Raw genomic sequence first — 23616 nt, 5'->3', positions numbered from 1 at the left:
TTTTTTTTACTAATCAGAAAAAAAATTCTCATACGATTGATTGGGTTATCTGGATTTTTTCCCAGCAAACAATTATCCGATCCGTAATTTTTCCCGGCCCGGTTTTTTGTACAGGAAAAAATCCGGATCCGAAAATTATTTTTAGAAAATTCCGGAAATTTTTCTCATAAGAATTTCCGGAAAAATTCCCGGCCTGCCACGCACACCAGTCCGACCCGGGGGATCCCACCCGGTACCCTGAAATCCCGCCACCCCCAGTTATTCTCCAATTATTTCGGCTTAAATCGCTCCAATCACAAAAATAGGCACAATTTGAGGCGCATATAATGCATTCTGATGCACATTATTGCGCTTTGGCAGCACTTTTTTTCCGAGCCGCTACCTTCCTATCTTCCGAAAATCCGGAAGGAAAATCCACCCAGATCCTGAAAACCCCGGAATGAACCCTTTTTTTAATTTTCTCCATGCTAATTGCCCTGATGGAATCCGGGCGTTTTGCGGGGTTTTTGGGAAATGCTCCGTTTGGCAAACCGGGCATTTTACAGGGTTTTCGAGGGATCAAACCCCCCTTTTTCATGACCCCCATAAACTCCTGACGGGGGTGGATTTTGGGGATTATCCGGGGGCGACTGGGACCGATACGAAAGATTCAGGATTTTATCAGGAACACCGAGCCGTTTGGTTTTTTATTTTTCGGAATATCCAAAAAAATATTTTTTCATTCAAAAAAAATCGCCAGGAATTTTTTAAAAAATTATTTCCGGAACCCGGGATCACGAATTCCCGGTTTTTTTTATTCCGGAAAAATCCGGTTCAGGAATTTTTTGTACAATTTTTCCTTATCAAAAAATAATCAGAGAAACTGCCGCTTGAGCGCGAGCACCCGGCAGGAATGTTCGGCAAGCGAAGTCAACACATACGCGTCATCGAGCGTTGCACCCGCGGCAAACGTGCCGTGTCCCCGGGCAATCACCAGTTTCGAAGTGGAAAGGGCACGCGCAACATTATCGGCAACTTCCTGCGAGCCGGGTGCACCCGTCACCACCGGAATCAGCGGGCAGAACATCTCCCCTTCACTGTCTTCCGGGACAATCGCATCCATGACCAGCGATGCTGCAACCGCGTACGGGGGATGGGCGTGAACAATCGCGGCATGGTTTGTTGTGGCATATACAGCACGATGCACCCGGTACTCACTGGAGGCAGCTTTGGGCGCATCACCCGAAAGCGGTACGTGCACCAGTTCAGTAGCAACATCAAGACAGGTCCCGGTGCGCTTGATGAAAAAACCACCATCTGCGGATCTCACACTCATATTGCCAAAGTTGCCACCCACAAGGTGTTCGGCAAACAATCGTTTCCCTATCCGTTCAAATTCACCAGAATACATTCACTGCACCTCTTCTTCCCACAGAATTCTTTTGCATATTCCACCATATGAGCATGAGTCTGCCGGTACACCTCCGGGTCACAGGCCAGGACTTTTTCAAACAGGGGTTTTAATTCCTGCCGTTTTTCCTGCACACCTGCGCATCGCACAATTTTTTCCGTATACGCATCAATCACAAAACTGGTGCGTAAAAAACCAAAACAGAGGATACTGTCAGCAGTCTCTTCACCAATTCCTTTGACACTGAGCAACCCTTCCCGGAGTTTTTCTGTAGGGATCTGCCGCATCCGGTCCACGCTGCCATAGGATTCCATAACATGAGAAGCAAGGGATTGCAGGCGCTGAGCCTTGATCCGGAAAAAACCCGTACACCGGATTGCATCCTCAATATCCTGCTTATCGGCAGAAAATAACGAGTGCATGGTGTTCAGCTGTCTCTCCTGAAGCTCAAGAAGCGCACGTTCAACATTCTCCCACCGGGTCTGCTGGGTCAGAATGGCACCGATCATTACTTCGTCTGTATCTCCCGGCCACCAGGCAATCGTGCCATAATGGCCGGCCAGGGACCGGACAATATGCCGGACCTTAACGGAACTGGATACCAACATCTCTCATCTTGTTATAGCGCGCGATATTGAGAAGAAGCGGCGTGAGCGACTCCACCATTCCGGACGCTGCAAGGGGGCCGGCATCGAATGCCTGGAGTTTCGACACTTGGTTGACAATATCCATTACCTCATGTTTTGCAGAAGAATCGTCGCCACACACCGGTACGGAATAGACTAACTCTTCATCGAGTGCCTTCCACTTGTTGGCTGCAATGGTGTTGAAAGCGGTACAGATTTTTGCACTTGCGGGAAGGAGTTTTTTTATCATGAGTGCCGCTGATCCTTCTGCCGGTGGAACAGACGTGAAGAAATCACGTTTTTCCATAGGATTTACCGGACTGATAACGGTCTTTCCTTCAAATCCGTGCAGTGTTTCGAGTGTGCCTGCAAGATGCTTAAAAGGAATTGCAAGAATCACAATATCCGCATCATCAATGGCAGACTGGTTTGTAACACCCGTGAGGGAACAGTTCACGCCTCTTTTTTTCTGGGTTTCAGAGCTCATCCTGCAGGTCGCTTCGGCCTTCTCGATCTCCCGGGATCCGACAACGACATCAAAGATTGGAGATAGGCGCATCGCCATCCCTTCCCCGATATCGCCCGTTCCCCCGACAATCCCTATCTTCACGTTATTCCACCAGAGGTTTCAAGAGTTTTTCAAGGGTTGACAGGTCCGTCACACCTTCCATGGACTGTACAACCTTCCCATCTTTCTCAATGATGAGCGTCGGGACCACACGTATCCCGTATTTTTCTGCAAGTTCCATGTTCTGGTCGACATCTACTTTCCGGATATCAACCGAGTCCCCCATCTTTTTTGCAAGTTCTTCGAGAATGGGCGTCTGCATTTTGCAGGGTCCGCACCATGTGGCAAAAAAATCAAACAACACTGGTTTGCTCATTAAACATACCCGGAAGATTAGTCGATTAAAAAAAAGATAAATCTATGGTATTGTTACTTGGAGAGGATCTGCATGATGATCTTCCCGTATGCCGGACGGGTGATTAAGACCCCGACGAGTACACCGAGAATCGTGATGATGGCAAATCCCTTGAGCGTGGAGAGATCCATCAGCGCAAGGGGCAGCATTGCGATCACTACCGTTGCTGCGGCAACGACGATAATACCCAGTGCACGCGAAAGTCTCTTGAGGTAGAGATTCGGTGAAGGTACCTTTCCTTCATGCAGGATCTCATCGGTGATCACGACCAGCTGATCAATACCTGTACCTACTACCGCAATTAAACCGGCAATGGTCGGAAGATCCAACTGGAACTTGATGAGACTGATGATCCCGAGAAGGATGACAATTTCAGAGGCATTGATCAACACCATGGGTAACACAATGCTGGATTCGCGGTACCGGAAGTAGATTACAAAGCCAACGGTGATCAGAGCAAAGATACCGGCAAGCAGTGCCATCATCTTATACCGTTCACCGAGCGGGGCGGATACTCCGCCAGAACCGGCTATATTCACATCAACGGGCAGGGCTCCTGCTCTGAGGTGGATTTCAAGAGTGGTTGCCTGCTGGGTTCCGGTTTTGCCCGTTCCGGTTGAGGCAAAGAGCTGCCGGGTATCCTCTGCCTGAAGTTTTCCGGCAAGGTCCTCAGATAGCGGTGCTGAATAAACCGTCTTGTTGTCAAGGAGCATGACCAGGTAGTGATTTGCCGGATCGACCGTTGCCCCATATTTTATTGCCCCGTTCCGGAATGCAGCTGCACCGGAATCACTTAAGGTAAATCCAACACCCCAGTGATCACTGCCGGCAGGCACCTGGGTGGGATTCTGGACACTGGTGATCGCATCGCCAAACAGGACATGTTCGCTCTGGTCACCAACCGTCTGGATACGGATCTCAAATTTACCCTGTTTCCCGACAATTTCCTGTGCCTGTTTCATATCCACACCGGCGAGTTCGACACGGATATAGCGGGCAATATTATTCATACCGGTCAGGGTGTTGACCTTTGCATCCTTGGTCCCAAGAGTGTTAATCTTATTTTCAAGAATACGTTTGACATCCTCAGCAGTGGCTTTTGAAACACCCTGCTGGTACGTATTGATTTTTCCTCCCGCGGTTGTAAAGATGGGTTCGAGCGCATCTTGTGAATAATATTTCCGGATCTCAATATGCGTCGGATCCACGAGTATTACTTCAGTATCCAGTTTCTCGGATAAATCCGTGACGAACTCTTCAAGAGGGCGGTCAGTAGAAAAACCTACCACTTCTGCGCGGAATTCCAGCTGCAACCACGACCCCTGCTGGAGATCCAGGCCATACTGGAGATTCGAGACCATTTTCCCATCCTGATCGTAATGGGGATATATCGCCACTACGGAAAGAACGACAAGGATGATGAGCATGGCAACCCGCCAGTCAGAAACGAGTGCCTTTAACGCAGAGGTATTCATTTGACACCACCTTTCTGCGCATACCATTTCAGGATGCCGGCATTCGTCAGCCAGGTATTCATGATATCAAATATCAGGCCAATCAGAAGCACAGCGGATATCTCCATGAGTATCTGCACCGAGCCAAACCATGAAACGAGGAACAGCGCCACCGTTGCCGCAAGCGTTGTTGTGGTCATGGTGATACCCGTATTAAATGCCCCGACAAGTTTTTCATTGAGTTTTCCCTGCCGCTTCAGAACACGGTTGGTAAGAAGGATATCACTGTCAACGGAATACCCGATAAGCATGAGTAGTGCTGCAACAGTTCCCAGGGTCAGCGGAATTCCAACGATATTCATCGCTGCTGCAGTCATCACCATGTCAGCAAACGCTGAAAGAATGACCGCAACTGCCGGAACAAAGGTCCTGAATGCTAAAAAGATTACAATTGCCATACCAATAAAGGAAAACAGCAGTGCCACAAGAGCCTGGGATTGCAGGGTTTTCCCAAAAGATTCTCCAATCTGGTCGATCTTTGCATCCGGATATTTCTGGGTGATCAAGGATGTCAGCGACTTGAATTTTGCATCATCCATTGATTTGAATTTCAAAAACTTCCCATCGTTCACACCTTCGCTGATATCGATCAGCGGATATTCAGAAAAGGTTGCCTGAATCTGATCCCGCGTATCCGTAGTAACTACTGTAACCGCTATCCCACCGGAAAAATCAATACCCGGAGTCACGGGCATTCCCGTTGATGCCGTATTCAGAGCCAGCAGTATGAGAGCAATTACAAGAAGTACGAGCGGGATTATCACCAGTTGTTTTGGTGAATATTTTTCAATATCATATTTGATAAATCCCATGTCATAATCATCTGTCAATCGACAATTAAATAGTTACCAGAGTCGCAATAGACCGTATTTGAATCTGGTGATATCTGCTGCAGTTTTTTCTCCAATTGTTCGCATTTTTCCAATTTCGCAGAAAAAAATTGTTCCTTTTTAAAATGGCTGGATTTCCATTCTGCGATTTTAAAACGCGCAATTTCAATAAATATATATACCTGGAACTTTGACACTAAAAGTATGAGATCTCCCTCAGAGATCAAGAGAGTCATTGAAGGACGCCTGCGATCCTACCTTTCCCGGGACAGGACAGGAATCCGGCGTGAAGTACTCAGGCTCTTTGTAAAGATAAAATCCATCACCATTGCAGAAATTGTTGCAGAACTGCAAAAGCAGTATGTTGTAACATTCCATGCAATTGCATCCATGGTTGGCATCATTGCTTCCCGGCTCGGTATACTCCATGCAACGCGAAATACCGATGGAGTGAACAGCTATGAACTCAAGGAAAAATATTACGACATTGTTATCAGGATTGTAGACGTCTGCTGATTATTCCACCGGATCCAATACCGTTTTTACCCTACCCTTCCTATCATTATAGCATCATGCATTCCGATTCTTATGACCGCGCTGGTGTAAGCGAGGTCACAATTGTTCCCGAAGTAATCGATTTTATCAATAAGCGGAACTGTGATTTTCGTATCAGTACATCCTGCGGGGGGCCGATTCTTTTACCGGTTCAGGTAAAGCCACCGAAAAAAACAGACCTTCTCTTAAAAGCGGGAAATCATACCATCTATATCTCTATCCACCAGGCACGGTTCCTGCACAGTATCCATATGGAAATGATACCGTTCTTTGATGATAACGATCTGGCCAGGCACGAATACTGATGAGTTTTGAAGAGATCTCTCATACGGCTGATGTAAAAATTCGGGCACGGGCATTAACGCTCGATGCCCTGTTTACCGATGCATTCCTTGCGCTAATGCAGGTCGTATATGGAACAGACCGAAAGGTTGCAATAACAAAAGAGATCCGGATAGAATCAGATACGATCGAATCACTTCTCATCGATTTTCTCTCTGAAGTGCTCTTTATTGCTGAAGTTGAAGGATTGGTTTTTTCTCAAGCGGATATAATAATCGATGGTCTGAACCTGACCGCAATTCTCAAAGGGGAATTATTTGATCCATTGCGGCATTCATCAGGAACCGAAGTGAAAGGGATTTCCTATTCAGGATTAATAATCCAGAAAGATGCGAACGGATATATGCTGGATATCTTATTTGATGTATAGATCTAAACATAAAAATTGGGACAGACCAGTATATGATCAAAGGTATGTCCTTCAATACAATTATCCAGAAGATGAGGATGAAGACTGATGCTTGACGGTGTGCTACAAACCGGTATAAACGAATGGGAAATACCGGTGGGGTTTGTCCCGGGCATGAGAGTTCCGGGAAAATTTTTCCTTTCTGAAGCATTGGGAGCCAGCCTGGAATCCGGCGCAATCCAGCAGCTGGCAAACGTGGCAACCATGCCCGGGATTATCCGGCATTCGCTCGCCATGCCGGACATTCACTGGGGGTATGGTTTTCCCATCGGGGGCGTTGCAGCATTCTCACTGGATGAAGGGGTGATATCTCCCGGGGGTGTCGGGTTTGATATCAACTGCGGGGTGAGGTTGCTCACCACACCCCTGGAACAAAAAGACGTTTCCGGGCGCCGTGACCTGATCGAAGAACTTTTCAAGGCAGTACCCACCGGTGTTGGAGGAAAGAGTTCCCTCCGGATATCCCCCCAGAATCTTGACGGAATGATGATAAAAGGGGCAGCCTGGGCGGTTGATGCAGGATATGGGACCCGTCACGATCTTCTCCGGTGCGAAGATGGCGGGTTTATGAAACAGGCTGACAGTCACGTGGTTTCTGCCAAGGCAAAACAGCGGGGAGTCCCTCAGGGGGGGACATTAGGATCCGGCAACCATTTTCTTGAAATGCAGGTAGTCCGGGAGATCTTCGATCCGGAGGCGGCACAGGCATTTGGTATCAGCCTGGGACAGGTCTGCTGTATGATCCACTGCGGTTCGCGGGGGCTCGGACACCAGGTATGCACCGATCACCTGAAACTTCTTGAAAGTGCAACAAAAAAATATCATATCACCCTGCCGGATCGGCAACTTGCCTGTGCACCTATCATGTCTCCTGAAGGAAAGGACTATTTTGGTGCAATGGCTGCCTCGGCAAATTATGCCTGGGCAAACCGGCAGCTCATCACCCATACCGTCCGGCAGGTACTTGCAAGGATGTTCAGGATCGAGTACGACGACATGCCACTGGTCTATGATGTGGCACATAATGTTGCAAAGTTCGAAGAACATGATGTTGATGGAAAACAGACCAAAGTCTGCGTCCACCGAAAGGGTGCTACCCGGGCCTTCGGTCCCGGTTCGGAAGAACTTCCTGCTGATCTGCTCCGGATCGGCCAGCCGGTGATTATTCCCGGCAGCATGGGAACGTCATCCTTTGTCCTGCGGGGAACAAAGACTGCGATGGAAAAGACCTTTGGCAGTACCTGTCACGGGGCTGGACGCATCATGAGCCGTTCCCAGGCAAAAAAGATGCTGAGCGGCAAGGATATTACCGCAAATCTGCTGAAAGCGGGAATTATTGTGCGGGCCCACAGCGAGAATGCGATTGCCGATGAAGCACCGGAGGTCTATAAATCCAGCGATGAAGTGGTAAACGTGGTGCACGATGTGGGGATCTCCCGGCTGGTTGCACGCCTTTCCCCCCTGGGAGTGATCAAGGGTTGAGTTGCCGCGCAGGGTTTGTGTGGGGGACACCCCAGCATTTTAACAGGTATATTGAGGATTGCGGGATTGCATGCGAACTCGTCACCCCCTATATGCTTGCAGCTCCGTTCTACCGGGGGACCTTCAACTGCCTGATCATCCCGACAGGATTTGCAAATCACCTCTATTCCAATCTTCTCCCGGCGCTCCGTGCATCTTCCCCAAGAATCAAAAAATTTGTAGAAAATGGCGGAAATCTCCTTGTTTTTGGTGCCTCAACAGAAAAGGCGGACGTCTATGACTGGCTTCCGTTCAGCGTTACCTACCAGCACGACTGCCATCCCCGCCGGATTGATTGTAGTGAATCGTCCGATACGACTTCCCTGATTGAAGATTATGATCCCGACTGTATCGAGTGCGATGGCTCGTTCCTATCCCATGATGGCATTTGCGTTGGTAAAGCAGAATCTGCGGATGTAATCATAGAAAAACAAGTGGGAAAAGGAAAAATTGTCATCACCAGCGTTCACGAATATCCCTCGCGAAATTTCTTAAAAAAGTTCTGTTGCGAAGGGTCGCAGACAAACCTTTAGACCTCATTTTTTCTTATCTTTTTTTTTTGAATTCCTCCACCGGGATCGCATATCGTTATACACAATATTCATCTAGATAGAAAATCACCAGACATATGAGGCGAATTCCATGCACCACTATACTTTGTCCTGCAGCGCTGATGCAGGCGATCTCGAACCAGTTATCCTTGCAGTCCACGAACTGATCCACCACCTGCCGGTTACCGCCAAATCACGGGATAAAAACGGTATACGTATTGAAGATGGAACAGTGATCGATCGCAACTATAACGGTCCGATCCTAATGGAGGCAATCTCAACAAACCGGATGATCAAAACCATCCCCTCCAGTGGTGCGTATAAAGGGGTCCCGGTAACCGTTTCTCCAATCAGGGATAATGACGGAAATGCAATCGGGGCAATTGGCATTGTTGACATCACCGGCATCTTCGATCTTGCCACCCTGATGGAAAACCAGTCGGCCATCATCAAACAGGTCTGTGGTAAAGATCCCTGTCCGCTGCCTTCAGAACAAAGTGATTCACGGCGGTAAATTCCATGCCGAATTCCGCATTCAAAGTGCTTGAGATTCTTGAACGGGCCATCGCGCCGATATCCGGAGAAGCTATCAGCAACGAGCTCGGCGTCACCCGCTCGGCGGTCTGGAAGAACATCAAGGAACTCCGGCTTATGGGTTATGATATCCAGTCATCCCAGAAGGAAGGTTACCGGCTCGTGCATTCCAGCAGCAAACTCCTGCCCTATGAGGTTCATAAGAAACTTCACACCCAGGTTTTTGGCACAAACCTCCGGTATTTCGAGCACACACCCTCGACGAATAGTGTGGGAAAACAGCTCTGTTCTGATGGGGAACCAAAAAAACTTCATGGCACGGTAATTATTGCTGAAGAACAGACCGGTGGCGTTGGGAGGATGGGAAGAGCCTGGATCTCGCCTTCCGGAGGGATCTGGATCACGGTGATCTTAAAACCACAGGTCCCGGTTGACCATATCTTTATGATCACAATGGCCGGTTCTGTGGCGGTAGCACGGGCAATCAGGAAAGAATTCGAGATCGGGGCATTGATCAAATGGCCCAATGATATTTTCATCGGGAAGAAAAAAATAGGCGGCCTGCTTCTCGAGATGGCTGCAGAAGCTGATACGGTCCACTACTGCCTGCTCGGTATCGGGATCGATGTCAATAACCCGGTCAAGGATTTCACCGCAGACCTCCAGCGGGATATCACCTCCATCAGCGCGGAGGTCGGGCACGAGGTTGACCGGGCATCATTCCTTGCACGCATATTACGGGAATTTGAAAACCGGTACCAGCTCGTAGAAAGCGGTGAGTATGATGCGATCACCCAGGAATGGAAGAGCCTCTCAGCCACACTGGAGAACCGTGTCCAGATACGGACCCTCAAGAATAGTTTTGAAGGCGAGGCGATCGATATCGACGAGTTCGGCGCGCTCATTGTCCGGAAGGACAATGGGAAACTGGAGCGGGTAATCGCCGGCGATTGTTATCAACAGTAAACGGACACTTTTTTATCGTCAACCATCATTTTTTTAATGGTTGACGATGTTTGGAGATTTGCAGCGATCCCGGATTATTGCCTATTCCGCAGCATTTATCGGGCTTATAGCACTGGGCAGCTGGATCTCGCTTCCCATCGGAAACATCCCTTTTACGATCCAGACCCTCTTTGTCTTACTGGCCGGGATCGTCATGCATCGTTATGGCGCGATCCCGGTACTGCTCTACGTAATCCTGGGGGTATTGGGCCTGCCCCTGTTCCATAATGGCATGGCAGGAATTGGCGTACTCCTCGGGCCCAGCGGGGGCTACCTTATCGGGTTTATCTTCGCCGCTCTTATCACAGGACTTGCCTGGGAAAACAAGTCACGAGTAATCCGTATTAGTGGGATCATTGCTGCAACCGCAGTAATCTACCTGTTTGGGGTCACCTGGCTGATGTATTCCTTACAACTCGGATTCATTCCGGCGATCGTTACCGGCGCGCTGCCATTTTTCCCGGGCGACGTGATCAAAGCTGCTGCCGCATATCTAATCGGAAAGCGACTCTCATGATCCGCATTGAAAATCTCCGCTATCGTACTTTGGCGATTGAGTCACTCACGATTAGAACCGGAGTTACTTCGGTTATCGGAGCAAATGGCAGCGGGAAGACCACGCTCCTGAAACTCTGTGCCGGCATTTTTCTTCCGAATACGGGCACTATCCTCATTGAAGGCATAGAACCACGCCGGTCAGAGATCGGATGGGTCAATGAATTTCCCGATCGCAATTTCCTGTTCGAGACTGTTGCTGATGAAATTGCATCCTCGCTCCGCTTCAAGCACCGCCCAATTGAAGAGATCACCCGGCGTATGGATGAAGTCCTGGAACGGTTCGGGATTGCCCGGCTGTCAGATCGGCCGGTGAGAGAACTATCCGGGGGCGAAAAAGTACTCGTTGCTCTCGCAGCAGCGATGATCCAGAATCCCCGGGTTCTCATTCTCGATGAATGTGACTCGCATATGGATGCGCGGTGTATGCAATCGATAGATGGGATCATCCAACATTCGAATATTCCCTTCATAATCCGTAGTACGCAGGATATGGAAACCGCTTCAGTGAGTGATCACCTCATATTTCTGGAAAATGGCCGGGTCCGGTTTTCCGGAACACCGGAGAAGGTCTTTTCAGCTCTTGAAGACTCGCCCTTTTTTCCACTCGCATGGAAGTGCAGAGTATGAGACTGGGGCTTGAGGGTGTAGAAATAAAACGCGGAAACTGGCGTCTTTCTGCGGAGGGAAGCTTCACTGAGGGGATTCACCTCATCAGCGGGGATGTAGGCAGTGGAAAATCCACACTCGCACTGATGATGGCGGGCCTGTTTTCCGCAGCGTCGGGCTCGGTCATTCGCGACCAGGTCTCCTCGCTCATGATCTCGTTCCAGTTTCCCGAATACCATATAACGGGAACAACCGTCCGTGAGGAATGTGAATCATGGGGTCTTGACCCGACCATCATCCTCTCGTCAATCAATCTTGAGGCGAAAAGGGATTATGATCCCTTCCGCTTAAGCAGGGGCGAATTGATGCGGCTCCACCTGGCTTGTGTCCTTGCAAACCAGTACGATCTCCTCATCCTTGATGAACCATTCAGTTCTCTCGATGTTTGCGAGAAACAGCGCATATGCAACATCCTTTCCGGGCGTTCCCATGGCATTACCATACTGTTTACCCATGAACAGGCAATCTTTCCCCGGATTGGGCATATCTGGGAAATTGAGGACGGCCAGCTCAGGAACTGCGGCTCACCGCCCGAAGGTCTTCGGAACTGGCACCACATACCATCCCTGATCAGAACACTGGTTGCCTCAGGCAAAATACCGGGGAACATCTCTCCTGATGATCTTATAGAGGTGGCATGCAGGACATAAGGCTGCGGACCGGAGTGGCAACACTCCTGTCCCTCATAGCATTCTTAAGCATTCCGGGGGCCATTGCAGCATTTTTCTGGTGGATGATCTTTACTCCTAATCTCCACCTTGTGCTGAAATACCGGCTTGTCCTTCCCTCCATAGCACTTATTGGGGTTTTCAGTATTATACTCGAAATTACCGGGGGAGGCGGACTCTCCTACTTCTTCCGGATGATGATTGTCATTCTCATAGGGATCTGGTTTCTTTCCGGGCAGAAACGGGGGGAGTTTTTGAACCTCGGTTGCTGGCTCTTTGGAAACCGCAATGGTTTCGAACTCGGCATGCTTGCTGAGATGGCGCTACAGAATTTGAACGCACTTACCATCGATTTTGACCGGATACTCGCTGCGGAGCGGATGAAAGGGATCCGATCTGGTTTACAGAGCATCATTCCTGTCGGCAGAGTTCTTATCCATGAGACGCTCCTGCGGGCAGAAGATACTGCAGAACTTCTGGCAATAAGAGGATACATCCATGGCGGAACCTGCGTTCCGGTCTTTACCCGGGAGAAGGGAGATTTTGTTGCCGCATTTTTTGCTGTATGCGCAGCAGTCATCGCCATGATTCCCGTTAGTGCATTTTTTATACTATCCTGATGAATTTTTGAGAGGCTAAATTTGATAGAATTGTCCCGCAGAGGTCAACCCATGTACTCCGCCGCTCCTCACAAAGTCAAAATCACGGATACCACCCTCCGTGACGCGCACCAGTCGCTTATAGCCACGAGACTCCGGACAGAGGACATGATTCCCCTGGCAGAGGGACTCGACAAGTGCGGTTTTTTTTCCGTTGAAGCATGGGGCGGGGCAACCTTCGATACGTGCATCCGGTTTTTAAACGACGACCCATGGGACCGTCTTCGTCAACTCAAAGCAGAACTAAAACGCACACCGATCCAGATGCTTCTCCGGGGCCAGAACCTTGTCGGGTACCGGCATTATTCCGATGATGTTGTCGATAAATTCGTGGCAGCGGCACATAAAAATGGTGTGGATGTCTTCCGAGTCTTTGATGCATTAAATGATATCCGGAATATGAAACGATCGATGGACCAGGTAAAGTTGGCCGGTGCGCACCTGCAGGGCACCATATGCTATACAACGAGCCCGGTCCATAACACCAGCACCTTCATCGAAATGGCAAAAGAACTCGCTGCGCATGATTGTGATTCGATCTGTATCAAGGACATGGCAGGGCTTATCATGCCCGAAGCGGCGCGGGAACTCATAACGGGGATCAAAAAAGCGGTGGACATCAAAGTCTGCCTGCACAGCCATTCAACGAGCGGGATTGCTCCGATGAGCTACCAGGCTGCGGTAGAGGCCGGAGTGGATATCCTTGATACGGCCATGTCCCCGTTCTCAATGGGTACTTCGCAACCCCCTACAGAAAGCATCGTAGCCGCGTTGAAGGGAACACCCTATGACACCGGCATTGACCTGCTGAGACTGCGGCCTGTGCGGAATACCTGTTTACAGATACGCGAAAAATATGGCGCCCTGGTCAACCCGATATCAGAAAGGGTTGATTCCGATGTCCTCATCTACCAGCTTCCCGGCGGTATGATCTCCAACCTCGTATCACAGCTTCAGGAACAGGATGCCCTCAACCGGATGGAGGAAGTGCTTGCCGAGATACCCCGCGTGCGAGAGGATCTCGGCTATCCTCCACTCGTTACTCCCACCAGCCAGATTGTCGGGACACAGGCCGTCCTGAATGTTCTCGTAGGCGGGGATCGTTACAAGAACGTAACTAAGGAAGTAAAAGACTATATTCACGGGCTCTATGGGAAATCCCCGGCGCCGGTCAGCGAGAAAATACGTCACCTGATCATTGGTAATGACGCAGTTGTCACGGTCCGGCCTGCTGACTTACTGGAACCATCGTACGAGAAAATGAAAGCAGAAGCAACCGCAGCGGGCCTCGTAAAAAAGGAAGAGGACATTCTTACCTATATCATCTACCCGGCAATTGCCCCGGCATTCCTGAAAGGTGAACGACCACCCGAGCCGCTACCCCAGATGCAGATGGCCATGCAGCCTAAGACGGATGTCCCCAGCGAGATGGAAGTCGAAGTTGACGGGGAAGTATTTACCGTACGCATTGTATCTGTCGGGGGCAGCAAGGTGGAAGTGGCAAGCGTCTCCCAGCAGAAGATACCCCAGGGAAATTTTGAAGGCGGCATCAAGAGCAATATGCAGGGCATGGTCCTGAAGGTCAATGTCAGCAGGGGTGCAGTAGTCAAGAAAGGTGACACGCTGGTCGTTCTTGAAGCAATGAAGATGGAAAATCCCATTCACAGCCCGATTGACGGTAAAGTTACAGAGATCTTTGTTGATACCGGAGATATCGTCAAAAATGGCGATGTTCTGCTGGTGGTGCAATGAAATATTTCGAAAAACTGCTGATAGCAAACCGGGGCGAGATCGCCATCCGCGTAATGAGAGCCTGCCGCGAGCTCGATATCGAGACGGTAGCAATCTATTCCACTGCCGATAAAAATGCACTCCATGTAAGATATGCCGATGAGGCATTCCAGGTCGGGGAAGCCCACCCGTCAAAAAGCTACCTCAATATGGAGCGAATCATCGATATCGCCAAAAAAAGCGGGGCGGATGCGGTGCACCCGGGATACGGATTTTTAGCCGAGAACTATAAATTCGCAAAACTCTGTCTTGAAGAAAACGTCACCTTTGTCGGACCGCGCTGGAAGACCATCAAAGCGATGGGATCCAAGATCGGCAGCAAGCAGATGATGAAAGAGCACGGGGTCCCGGTTGTCCCAGGCACGGAAGGTGGCATCAAAGATCCTGAAGAGGCAAAGAAGATCGCATCCGAGATTGGGTACCCGGTCATTGTCAAGGCCAGTGCCGGTGGTGGCGGTATCGGGATGCAGATCGTAAACGATGAGAAAGATATGGATGAGGCGATCTCGGCCAGCATGCGAATCGCCCAGTCTGCATTTGGCGATGCCACGGTCTTCATTGAGAAATATCTGGTCAAACCCCGGCATATTGAATTCCAGATTTTTGCCGATGAACACGGTAACGCCGTCCATCTCTATGAACGTGAATGTTCTATCCAGCGCCGGCACCAGAAACTGATAGAAGAGGCACCCTGCCCGATCATGACCCCGGAATTACGGGAGCGTATGGCAGACTCCGCACTCAGGGCAGCCAGGGCATCGGATTACACCAATGCAGGGACAGTAGAGTTCCTCTACAGCAATGGCAATTATTACTTTATGGAGATGAACACCCGCCTTCAGGTCGAGCATACGATTACAGAGTTCATCACGGGTGTAGATATTGTCAAACAGCAGCTTGCGATTGCAGCCGGTGAGTCCTTACCCTTCGAACAACAGGATATCTCCATCCGGGGCCATGCTATCGAGTGCAGGATCAATGCTGAGGACCCCCTCAACAATTTTGCGGCAGATCCCGGAAAGATTGTCCGTTACCGCTCACCCGGAGGACCGGGTATCAGGATCGACAGCGGAATCCACATGGGATACACCATTTCCCCCATCTATGACTCCATGATCGCGAAGCTCTGTGCATGGGATCAAACCCGTGCGGATGCGATCAGACGCATGCGCAGAGCGATATCGGAGTACATTATCCTCGGAGTGAAGACCACACTTCCCCTCCACTACGCGATCATGAACAACCAGCAGTATATCGAAGGAAATACCCATACTCACTTCCTGCAAGAAGAGCACATCTTAAGTACACTGGAACGGTACAAGCGTGACGAGGAGACGCGAATGCAAACCCTCGCGGGTTCATTCGACCAGGGTAAAAAAGTCGCCGCGATCACTGCTGCAGTCAATACCTACCTGCAGCAGAAAAAGGTATGATATTCGAGAGTAACTCTCATCAGAACCTTTAATTGTTTTTACCGCGTTTTTATTATGCACTTTTGTGCTGCGGTGGCCTAGCTGGTTAGGGCGCCAGACTCATAGGGTTTATCGAACGTTTTTTAGCGTTCAGGCTTGAGACATCTGGAGATCGGGGGATCGTAACCCTCCCGCAGCATACTGTTTTTATTGTATTTTTTTTGGAACTTTGATAAATAAACGTTCATTTCTCATCCAGATCGACAAAATATCCAATGTATATCCTTGAATTTTTCATAAGTTGACGATATATTTATTTGCCGATTGATTGAACATAATAACGCAATCTGGAGTGAAATTATGCTTTTGGAAAATGCAATTGTTGGATTAGTCCAATTGGTAATTGCCATTATATTTGCCGTTGTGGCACTGTATATCGGCTTTTCGGTGCTCGGAAAGATCACCAAGGGAATTGATGAAGAAAAGGAACTTGCAAAAGGTAACGTTGCTGTCGGTATCCTTGTCGCAGCAGTATTTGTTGCAATTGCGCTTGTAGTCCAGTCAGGAGTTTCGGGACTTTCAGTTGGAATCAATAAAGCACTGTCATTAGGCATTCTCTCTGTCGATGGAATGACTGTTGTCGGTGTCGCAATCATTCAGCTCGTTCTGGGCATTGTGCTCGCAGTTGGCGCTATCTACCTTGCGCTCAACATCCTCGACAAACTGACAAAAGGTGTTGAGGAGTTCGAAGAGCTCAAGAAGGGTAACGTTGCAGTTGCGCTTGAGATGGGTGGAGTCATTATCGCTGTTGCTGTTATTATCCAGTCAGGTGTTATTGGCATCACTGCAGCAATTCTCTAAACTTCTTTTTTTAGGTAGTCGCCTCCGATTTCGCGAGGGTTTTGGTTTCTTTGTGGGTCCCGGTTTGGGTAGGCATTTATTTTAGGTTCTTCGTTTTTCATGTGGGTAAAATAATGATGAATTCATTATCCATTGTGTCGCTTGAACCACCATGACAGCGTCCTACCAAGCAACTTAAGAAAATTTAGAACACAAATCAAATTGAATGCTTACATTTGACCTGAAACGTTCAGAATTAGGATAACGCTCTCGAACTACCGCCACAGGCAGGCAGTTCTTCGGGGATGAATTTTTGAGGTGAAGTGAGTGCCTGATTTCCTCACGGGAGTAATGAGGCAGAATACATTTTCCCCGGAGCTTTGTCAATATGATTCTGGTTATCAAAATAGTTGGGGATGCCTGAGTGACAGGGGTGGAATCATGAGATTACTGGGAATATCGTTCAAGGTAATCCCCATGCAAAATACAGCCCCATAAAAAAGATGGGGAATCCCTTTTCAACAGTTCCCCATCACTTGCTAACAGTTTTTGAGCTTCCGTACATGTTTATAGTCTGTATCAGTTCAGCAAAGCCTTCCATCTCCATAGCGAGAACCTGATCGCGGGTCATACCCATACTCGTTTCAGCATCCGCTGTCAGCATATCCGGCCCACGGATAACCTCGCGATCCATACCATCGGCCGAAAGGATTTCCTGCGCTTCCGGGTCAAACACAAACGCCCGCCCGGGGAGGATAACTGCGCGTTCAAGTGAAGATAGATCGAGTTTCCGGAGATCATCGGTTGTGATGAGGCACGCAATCTCTTTATTCACGGGAATAACAGGCACGTCAGAGCCACAGGCAGACAGGATTTTTTCGATATAGGGGGTGGCCACACTCCCGCTGATGACCGTTGCCCTCCGGGTTACCCGGGGGAGTTTCTGTACCAGTTGCGGTTCGCTGATAATCGCAAACGGAGATCCGATATCCGGGTCCCATAGGGGAGTTCCAGAAATTTTCAGGTTATATTTCACGCTCAAATCCGCGATCAGATCACGAAAAGATTCCACGGTCTGCACCGGCTGGTTTTGGATGATCGGGCCATTGTCCAGGATAAGACCATGTTCGGTTGTATTAGCAAACCGCATCAGGATTAATCCTTTTGCGCCGTAGGTATCCAGCCATTCACAGGTCTGTTCGAGAACTGTTCCATCGTTGATGCCCGGAAGGATAACTGCTGCTGCGTATACATCGGCATCCTCACATAACCGTTCCACAATTTTCAACGAGGCTTCCGGAGTCGGATCGTGCATGTAACGTTTGCGAAGGGCCGGGTCAGATGCAAAGACGGTGAATGATATTTCCGACAGGCCGTTGTCGATCAGGAGATCGGCTACTGCCGGATCATCCCAGCCTTTGCCGCTGGTATAACCGATATGGAGCGGAGCCTCCATAGTTCCGAGCAGTTCAATGAGTTCGGTGAATCGTGGATAGCAACTGGGGTCCCCGCCACCGCTGATAGTGATCCGTTCGATATCTCCTCGTTTTGTCTGGAGATTTGCAAGAGTCTCATCAGCGATGGTTTTTAGATCTTTAAATCCGCTGTACTCTTCCTTTACCCCACGGGTGCAGTAGTCACATCCTTTCTTGAACGGGAGGCAGTACCGGCACCCCAGCGGCTGGACACCCTTGACCTGTTTGAAGTAGCAGTATTCACAGAAACCGTGGCAGTTAATGCCCGGGCTTCCTCCGATGTCAACAGTCAGGTGAGCCATCTTTGTATGTTATGTCGGTTGTTGTCGGTAAAATGTGTTTGGAAAGGTGGTGATGGGTGATACTTATAGGGAGCGAGGAAAATGATCCATATGGGAGATTCCGCTTATATTACGAGCATATTTCATGATGTTTTATTCAGGGTACTTGCGAAAAAATGAGTGATTGGCATCATAATCCTTTAAGCGGAATGAATACCGGGCTGTTTAATGGAATAATTATGGACCCTGTGATCGTAAGTGAAAGAAGGCAATTCTACCCGTGGATCGTTTGAAATCAGCACCATCTTTTTTACCAGTTAATTCCTATAGTATATGGCGCCTCAGTGGCTTAGTTGGCAGAGCGGCTGACTTGTAATCAGCAGGTCCCGTGTTCAAATCACGGCTGAGGCTTTTTTGAACACTTTTCGATTTAATTTAAAAAAATGAATTTTTTTCTTCATAATATCAAGGAATTCAAAGATATGGAATGGCAAATCATGCAGTTTGTGAAAATGTTCACGTGGAATTTATCACGTTCACAAAATCACTAGAATTTATGTAATGACAATACAAAAACATAGTTGGCTTTCATGACAGAATCCGAACATGTTCAAGATTCACCACCCACGCTAATCATACGTCCACCGCGTAAATGGGTACCGGTTGATCTACATGAACTCTGGAATTACCGGGAACTTCTTACTTCATTCACGATACGGGATATTAAAATCCGCTACAAACAGACCGCTCTGGGTTTCCTATGGGCAATCATTCAGCCACTGTTCATGATGGTGATCTTTACCGTCATATTCGGAGGATTTGCAAAAATCCCATCTGAGGGTATACCATACCCGCTCTTCTCTTTTGCTGCACTCCTCCCCTGGATGCTATTTTCTGAAGGGCTCACCCGCTCAACGATGAGCATGGTGGCAAATGCAAACATCATGACAAAGGTGTACTTCCCCCGGCTAATCATGCCGATTTCTGGCATACTCTCCCCGGTTGTGGACTTTGCCGTTTCCATTTCAATTCTTATCCTGATGATGGCATACTATGGTTTTGTGCCAACCATCAATGTCGTTTTCCTTCCCCTGTTTATCCTGCTTGCACTTGCTACCTCACTGGGTATCGGGCTCTGGCTTTCAGCGCTGAATGTCAAGTACCGGGATTTCCAGTATACGGTCCCCTTCATCATTCAGCTCTGGATGTATGCGTCACCGGTTGTCTACCCTGCAAGCATGATCCCTGAAGCGATACGTCCCTTGTATGGCCTGAACCCAATGGCTGGTGTGATTGAAGGATTCCGGTGGGCATTACTAGGTACGGAAATTCCAGGAGCGATGATATTTGTTTCCGTTGGGGTTGTTGTGGTTCTGCTGGTTTCCGGGATGTTCTATTTCCGTAGGATGGAGCAGTATTACGCGGACATCGTTTAAAATTATAGATAACTCCCTGGGAACAGTTCCATGTTATCTGATAGTCACACCAACTATATCGAATTTTTCAAAATAAATTTAAATTAAAATTATCCAACAGTTACCGCACACGGAGGGAATCTATTATTACAATCCCAATCAGATCTTTGAGACGGATCATATGAAATATCTCGTTACGGGCGGAGCCGGATTTATTGGTTCCCATATTGTTGATAATCTCTCTGAATGCGGTCATGAGATCATAATTCTCGATAACTTTTTTTCCGGCAGGGAAGAAAATATTTTTCACCTTGAAGGGATTAAAAAAATTCGCTTTATTCACGGAAGTATTACAGACAGGGCAACGCTTAAAACGGCATGTGAATCCGTTGACGGTATATTTCATGAAGCAGCTATTGCATCGGTTGCACGATCGGTGAATAATCCTATTGCCACCAATGAGGCTAATATAACCGGAACATTAAATATACTTGTGGCAGCACGCGATGCAGGTGTGAAAAAAGTTGTCTTTGCTTCTTCTTCTTCCGTATATGGTGACACCCCGACTCTCCCAAAAAAGGAATCCATGTGTCCCAGTCCGAAATCTCCCTACGCGGTATCAAAACATGCCGGCGAAGAGTATTTACGGGTTTTCTCTGAACTTTATGGACTCAAGACCCTTTCATTCCGGTATTTCAACGTCTTTGGTCCTCGACAGGATCCAAAATCAGATTATGCTGCGGTCATCCCGAAATTCATCACCCGCATCCTTGCTCACGAGCATCCGATCATCTTTGGCGATGGTACACAAACCCGTGATTTTACCTACGTGAAAGATGTCGCAGAAGCAAATGTTCGGGGGATGGGGAGCACGGCTGAAGGATTATACAACATCGCGTATGGCCAACAGATTGATCTTAACTCCCTTGCCGAACTCATTATGGATATTACCGGAATCAGGACAACTCCGGTCTACGAGCCGGCACGCCCAGGGGATATTCATGATTCGCTCGCGGATAGTTCCCGTGCTCGTGAAGCTTTCGGGTATCATCCCCGATACACAGTGAAGACTGGATTACAGGAGACTATACAATGGTATCAGGACAGGATGACAAAGTAACGGTATGTGTAATCGGTCTTGGATATGTCGGCTATCCTCTCGCTGAAGCGTTTTCTCAGCACGTAGAGACGATTGGGTTTGATATTGATCGGAACAAAATTGATCAAATACAAAAATCCGGATCAAAAATTCATGCTACCAGCAATCCCGAAGAGATTCACAACGCGGATTATATTCTGATTTGTGTCCCGACACCGGTGACAAAAAACAAACAGCCCGATCTCTCACCGGTCCGGGGCGCCGTGGAAATTGCCGGCAGGCATCTGAAAAAAGGGGCAACCGTCGTCCTTGAATCCACGGTTTACCCGGGAGTGACAGAAGAGATCGTCCTTCCTATCCTTGAGAAAGAATCCGGTATGAAATGCGGGGAAGGGTTCAGGATTGGATATTCTCCAGAACGGATCAATCCTGGAGATGATGCACACGAACTCGCAAAGATTATCAAGATTGTCGCCGGCATGGATAATGAGACACTAGATGATCTCGCCATACTGTATGGGAACGTGACAACCGTATACCGTGCAAGAAGTATTCAGGTTGCCGAAGCAGCAAAGGTGATCGAGAATATCCAAAGGGATCTCAATATCGCGCTGATGAATGAACTTACGGTTATTTTCCACCGCCTCGGTATCAATACGGCAGATGTTCTGGAAGCTGCCGGCACGAAATGGAACTTCATGCATTTTACCCCGGGTCTTGTTGGCGGGCATTGTATCCCCGTCGATCCGTACTATCTTGTTGCCCGTGCACAGGAATACGGGTATCATCCCCAGGTAATTCTTGCAGGCCGTTCAATCAATGATTCCATGCCCAAGTATGTTGCAGATATGGCGGTCAAGGGGCTGAATAATGCAGGGAAAGTTATCAAAGGATCGAGTGTCCTGATTATGGGGCTTACCTATAAGGAAAATGTTCCGGATACCCGGGAATCCCCAGTTGAAGAGATGGTAAAGGAATTAAAAGAGTTTGGCGTTCATGTGTACGGTTATGATCCACTGTTGCCCGATAGCATCATCCAAAAATTCGGCGCAATACCGCTTCCGGAACTTGATAGAAAAGTGGATGCTATTATCGTTGCTGTCGCGCATAATGCATTCAGAACGATGAATATTGATTACATCCACAACCTGATGAATGCCCACCCCCTTCTCGTTGATGTCCGTGGAATGATTGCCAAGACAACTGCAGAAGAAAATGGGATCACCTACTACCGATTATAATATAGGTTTATAAAAACCAACAAAAATGGATTTATTGAAGTATGTCGTCCTATAATATCGCCATCCGTGTCAGCCATCTCGGCAAGAAATACGCCATTGGCGGACTGCAGGAACAATATCACACACTTCGCGATGCGATTGTCAATTCATTAAAAGCACCATTTAAGATATTACATCGTACTCCACCGGAGGATGGATTCTGGGCGCTGAAGGGGGTATCATTTCAGATTGAATCAGGGGAAATTGTCGGTATCATTGGCCATAACGGTGCTGGAAAGAGCACACTGCTGAAAATTTTATCCCGCATTACTACACCAACAGAAGGTTGTGTTGAACTCCATGGGAGGGTCGGTTCTCTTCTTGAAGTCGGAACCGGATTTCATTCGGAACTGACTGGACGTGAAAATATTTTTTTATCGGGATCCATCCTTGGAATGAAGAGGCATGAAGTTGAACGAAAATTCGATGATATTGTAAAATTTTCTGAGATTGAACAATTTATCGATACCCCGGTGAAACGGTATTCAAGCGGTATGTATGTCCGGCTGGCATTTGCGGTTGCAGCTCATCTCGAACCGGAAATATTACTGGTAGATGAAGTGCTTGCAGTGGGAGATGCAAGCTTTCAGAAAAAATGCCTTGGTAAAATGGGGGAAGTGGGAAGAGAGGGGAGAACAGTAATTTTTGTAAGCCATAACCTGACTGCAGTGAAAGCATTATGCAATCGTTGTATTGTTATTAGTGCAGGTCAGATCCAATTTGACGGGGACACCAATGAAGCCATAGATTATTATCTAGGTTACAAAAATTCACCAGATGAAGAAATAATTCCGATTGCTGAACGAACGCGGGAAAGATATTGCAATCTCCGTGCAAAAATTATGGAGATTACTGTAATTTCCGATGAACAAAGAAATCCAAAAATGATCAATCCATTCAAACCACTGATTGTTCAACTTACTGTGGAAGCTAAATCTGATGTGAGATGTTCCGCGACACTCTATATTTCAGATGAAATTCAAAATATTTGTATGTTTGATACCCAATTGATCGATGGACGGGATGTCTCCTTAAAACCTGGCATGAATATTATTGAATGCTATATGAGTCCGCTGAACTTATATGCAGGAGATTATTTGATTAAATGTGAATTGAATATTCATGGACAGGAACACATAGATCGTGTACATGATGCATACTCATTTTCTATTGATTCTTGTGATCCGAAAGGATCTGGCTATAATATTGTAAAAGGTTATCATGGGATTTTTTATATTAACCATGACTGGAAATGAGATTATTACATAAACG

At 48.0% G+C, this 23616-nt stretch carries 28 protein-coding genes and 2 tRNA genes; 21 read left to right on the top strand and 9 right to left on the bottom strand.

Going from position 1 to position 23616, the window contains the following annotated elements; translation table 11 throughout:
* Nucleotides 1-28: 28 nt before the first annotated feature.
* Together CVV30_03230 and CVV30_03225 are read right to left on the bottom strand one after the other, a co-directional pair.
* On the bottom strand, nucleotides 29-229 hold the full coding sequence (locus tag CVV30_03230) for a hypothetical protein (protein ID PKL70383.1): 201 nt from the start codon (nucleotides 227-229) through the stop codon (nucleotides 29-31).
* A 114-nt stretch (nucleotides 230-343) separates the two neighbouring features.
* Nucleotides 344-586, bottom strand: a complete 243-nt coding sequence (locus tag CVV30_03225; GenBank protein PKL70382.1) for a hypothetical protein — start codon at nucleotides 584-586, stop codon at nucleotides 344-346.
* A gap of 15 nt (nucleotides 587-601) precedes the next feature.
* On the opposite strand from CVV30_03225, the gene CVV30_03220 reads away from it, so the two are divergent.
* Entirely contained in the window at nucleotides 602-853 is a 252-nt protein-coding gene (locus tag CVV30_03220; protein PKL70381.1) for a hypothetical protein, read from the top strand.
* Here CVV30_03220 and CVV30_03215 read toward each other — a convergent pair whose 3' ends face one another.
* From CVV30_03215 to CVV30_03190, 6 genes are read right to left on the bottom strand one after another with little or no spacing between them, the layout of a single operon-like run.
* A complete protein-coding gene (locus CVV30_03215; protein ID PKL70949.1) occupies nucleotides 854-1390 on the bottom strand; it encodes a fuculose phosphate aldolase in 537 nt (178 codons plus the stop codon). It lies immediately after the preceding gene.
* Entirely contained in the window at nucleotides 1363-1998 is a 636-nt protein-coding gene (locus CVV30_03210) for a Fe-S cluster assembly protein HesB (GenBank protein PKL70380.1), read from the bottom strand. The genes CVV30_03215 and CVV30_03210 overlap by 28 nt, the downstream gene beginning before the upstream one ends.
* Nucleotides 1976-2626, bottom strand: a complete 651-nt coding sequence (gene npdG, locus CVV30_03205; GenBank protein ID PKL70379.1) for an NADPH-dependent F420 reductase — start codon at nucleotides 2624-2626, stop codon at nucleotides 1976-1978. The genes CVV30_03210 and npdG overlap by 23 nt, the downstream gene beginning before the upstream one ends.
* A 1-nt stretch (nucleotide 2627) precedes the next feature.
* Nucleotides 2628-2900: a thioredoxin gene (gene trxA / locus CVV30_03200; GenBank protein ID PKL70378.1), complete on the bottom strand. Its 273-nt coding sequence runs from the start codon at nucleotides 2898-2900 to the stop codon at nucleotides 2628-2630.
* A gap of 53 nt (nucleotides 2901-2953) precedes the next feature.
* Nucleotides 2954-4414 carry a preprotein translocase subunit SecD gene (locus CVV30_03195; protein ID PKL70377.1) on the bottom strand — a complete coding sequence of 487 codons (1461 nt, stop codon included), beginning with the start codon at nucleotides 4412-4414 and terminating at the stop codon, nucleotides 2954-2956.
* Nucleotides 4411-5265 carry a preprotein translocase subunit SecF gene (locus tag CVV30_03190; protein PKL70376.1) on the bottom strand — a complete coding sequence of 285 codons (855 nt, stop codon included), beginning with the start codon at nucleotides 5263-5265 and terminating at the stop codon, nucleotides 4411-4413. Before CVV30_03190 ends, CVV30_03195 begins: the two co-directional genes overlap by 4 nt.
* Before the next feature lie 222 nt (nucleotides 5266-5487).
* Between CVV30_03190 and CVV30_03185 the strand changes: the two genes are divergently transcribed.
* The 15 genes from CVV30_03185 (at nucleotide 5488) to CVV30_03115 (ending at nucleotide 16815) form a co-directional block, all read left to right on the top strand.
* The gene (locus tag CVV30_03185; protein ID PKL70375.1) at nucleotides 5488-5799 is read left to right on the top strand and encodes a hypothetical protein; all 312 of its coding nucleotides are present in this window, start codon (nucleotides 5488-5490) and stop codon (nucleotides 5797-5799) included.
* 56 nt (nucleotides 5800-5855) lie between these two features.
* Entirely contained in the window at nucleotides 5856-6143 is a 288-nt protein-coding gene (locus tag CVV30_03180) for a hypothetical protein (protein PKL70374.1), read from the top strand.
* Nucleotides 6143-6550: a protein archease gene (locus tag CVV30_03175; GenBank protein ID PKL70373.1), complete on the top strand. Its 408-nt coding sequence runs from the start codon at nucleotides 6143-6145 to the stop codon at nucleotides 6548-6550. The genes CVV30_03180 and CVV30_03175 overlap by 1 nt, the downstream gene beginning before the upstream one ends.
* An 87-nt stretch (nucleotides 6551-6637) precedes the next feature.
* Nucleotides 6638-8071 (top strand): RNA-splicing ligase RtcB, encoded by a 1434-nt coding sequence (locus CVV30_03170; GenBank protein ID PKL70372.1) that lies wholly within the window; start codon nucleotides 6638-6640, stop codon nucleotides 8069-8071.
* Complete coding sequence (locus tag CVV30_03165; protein ID PKL70371.1) at nucleotides 8068-8643, top strand: hypothetical protein; 576 nt, start codon at nucleotides 8068-8070, stop codon at nucleotides 8641-8643. The genes CVV30_03170 and CVV30_03165 overlap by 4 nt, the downstream gene beginning before the upstream one ends.
* Nucleotides 8644-8752: 109 nt before the next feature.
* Nucleotides 8753-9175, top strand: coding sequence for a hypothetical protein (locus tag CVV30_03160; GenBank protein ID PKL70370.1), 423 nt, complete (start codon nucleotides 8753-8755; stop codon nucleotides 9173-9175).
* 5 nt (nucleotides 9176-9180) lie between these two features.
* Nucleotides 9181-10161 (top strand): biotin--[acetyl-CoA-carboxylase] ligase, encoded by a 981-nt coding sequence (locus CVV30_03155; protein PKL70369.1) that lies wholly within the window; start codon nucleotides 9181-9183, stop codon nucleotides 10159-10161.
* A gap of 46 nt (nucleotides 10162-10207) precedes the next feature.
* Nucleotides 10208-10717: a biotin transporter BioY gene (locus CVV30_03150; GenBank protein ID PKL70368.1), complete on the top strand. Its 510-nt coding sequence runs from the start codon at nucleotides 10208-10210 to the stop codon at nucleotides 10715-10717.
* Complete coding sequence (locus CVV30_03145) at nucleotides 10714-11385, top strand: ABC transporter (GenBank protein PKL70367.1); 672 nt, start codon at nucleotides 10714-10716, stop codon at nucleotides 11383-11385. The genes CVV30_03150 and CVV30_03145 overlap by 4 nt, the downstream gene beginning before the upstream one ends.
* The gene (locus tag CVV30_03140; GenBank protein PKL70366.1) at nucleotides 11382-12074 is read left to right on the top strand and encodes an ABC transporter; all 693 of its coding nucleotides are present in this window, start codon (nucleotides 11382-11384) and stop codon (nucleotides 12072-12074) included. Before CVV30_03145 ends, CVV30_03140 begins: the two co-directional genes overlap by 4 nt.
* A complete protein-coding gene (locus CVV30_03135) occupies nucleotides 12062-12712 on the top strand; it encodes a hypothetical protein (GenBank protein PKL70365.1) in 651 nt (216 codons plus the stop codon). The genes CVV30_03140 and CVV30_03135 overlap by 13 nt, the downstream gene beginning before the upstream one ends.
* A 51-nt stretch (nucleotides 12713-12763) precedes the next feature.
* Nucleotides 12764-14503: an oxaloacetate decarboxylase subunit alpha gene (gene oadA, locus CVV30_03130; protein PKL70364.1), complete on the top strand. Its 1740-nt coding sequence runs from the start codon at nucleotides 12764-12766 to the stop codon at nucleotides 14501-14503.
* Nucleotides 14500-15975 (top strand): acetyl-CoA carboxylase biotin carboxylase subunit, encoded by a 1476-nt coding sequence (gene accC, locus CVV30_03125; GenBank protein ID PKL70363.1) that lies wholly within the window; start codon nucleotides 14500-14502, stop codon nucleotides 15973-15975. Before oadA ends, accC begins: the two co-directional genes overlap by 4 nt.
* 66 nt (nucleotides 15976-16041) lie before the next feature.
* A tRNA-Met gene (locus tag CVV30_03120) sits at nucleotides 16042-16153 on the top strand.
* A gap of 161 nt (nucleotides 16154-16314) precedes the next feature.
* Nucleotides 16315-16815: a DUF350 domain-containing protein gene (locus CVV30_03115; GenBank protein ID PKL70362.1), complete on the top strand. Its 501-nt coding sequence runs from the start codon at nucleotides 16315-16317 to the stop codon at nucleotides 16813-16815.
* Between the two features lie 511 nt (nucleotides 16816-17326).
* Here CVV30_03115 and CVV30_03110 read toward each other — a convergent pair.
* Nucleotides 17327-18571: a methanogenesis marker radical SAM protein gene (locus tag CVV30_03110; protein PKL70361.1), complete on the bottom strand. Its 1245-nt coding sequence runs from the start codon at nucleotides 18569-18571 to the stop codon at nucleotides 17327-17329.
* 317 nt (nucleotides 18572-18888) lie between these two features.
* Here CVV30_03110 and CVV30_03105 point away from each other — a divergent pair.
* The 5 genes from CVV30_03105 (at nucleotide 18889) to CVV30_03085 (ending at nucleotide 23600) form a co-directional block, all read left to right on the top strand.
* Nucleotides 18889-18961: transfer RNA gene (locus CVV30_03105), tRNA-Thr, on the top strand.
* Between the two features lie 179 nt (nucleotides 18962-19140).
* Entirely contained in the window at nucleotides 19141-19986 is an 846-nt protein-coding gene (locus tag CVV30_03100; GenBank protein ID PKL70360.1) for a phosphate ABC transporter permease, read from the top strand.
* A gap of 160 nt (nucleotides 19987-20146) precedes the next feature.
* Nucleotides 20147-21085, top strand: a complete 939-nt coding sequence (locus tag CVV30_03095) for a GDP-mannose 4,6-dehydratase (GenBank protein PKL70359.1) — start codon at nucleotides 20147-20149, stop codon at nucleotides 21083-21085.
* A complete protein-coding gene (locus CVV30_03090; protein ID PKL70358.1) occupies nucleotides 21058-22305 on the top strand; it encodes a nucleotide sugar dehydrogenase in 1248 nt (415 codons plus the stop codon). The genes CVV30_03095 and CVV30_03090 overlap by 28 nt, the downstream gene beginning before the upstream one ends.
* 41 nt (nucleotides 22306-22346) lie before the next feature.
* Entirely contained in the window at nucleotides 22347-23600 is a 1254-nt protein-coding gene (locus CVV30_03085) for an ABC transporter ATP-binding protein (protein PKL70357.1), read from the top strand.
* Nucleotides 23601-23616 lie beyond the last annotated feature (16 nt).

The sequence above is a fragment of the Methanomicrobiales archaeon HGW-Methanomicrobiales-1 genome (assembly GCA_002839675.1).
In the GTDB taxonomy this organism is placed as follows: Archaea; Halobacteriota; Methanomicrobia; order Methanomicrobiales; family Methanospirillaceae; genus Methanoregula.
Note: the sequence above shows the minus strand (reverse complement) of the source record. Positions and strands in the feature narration are given on the sequence as shown.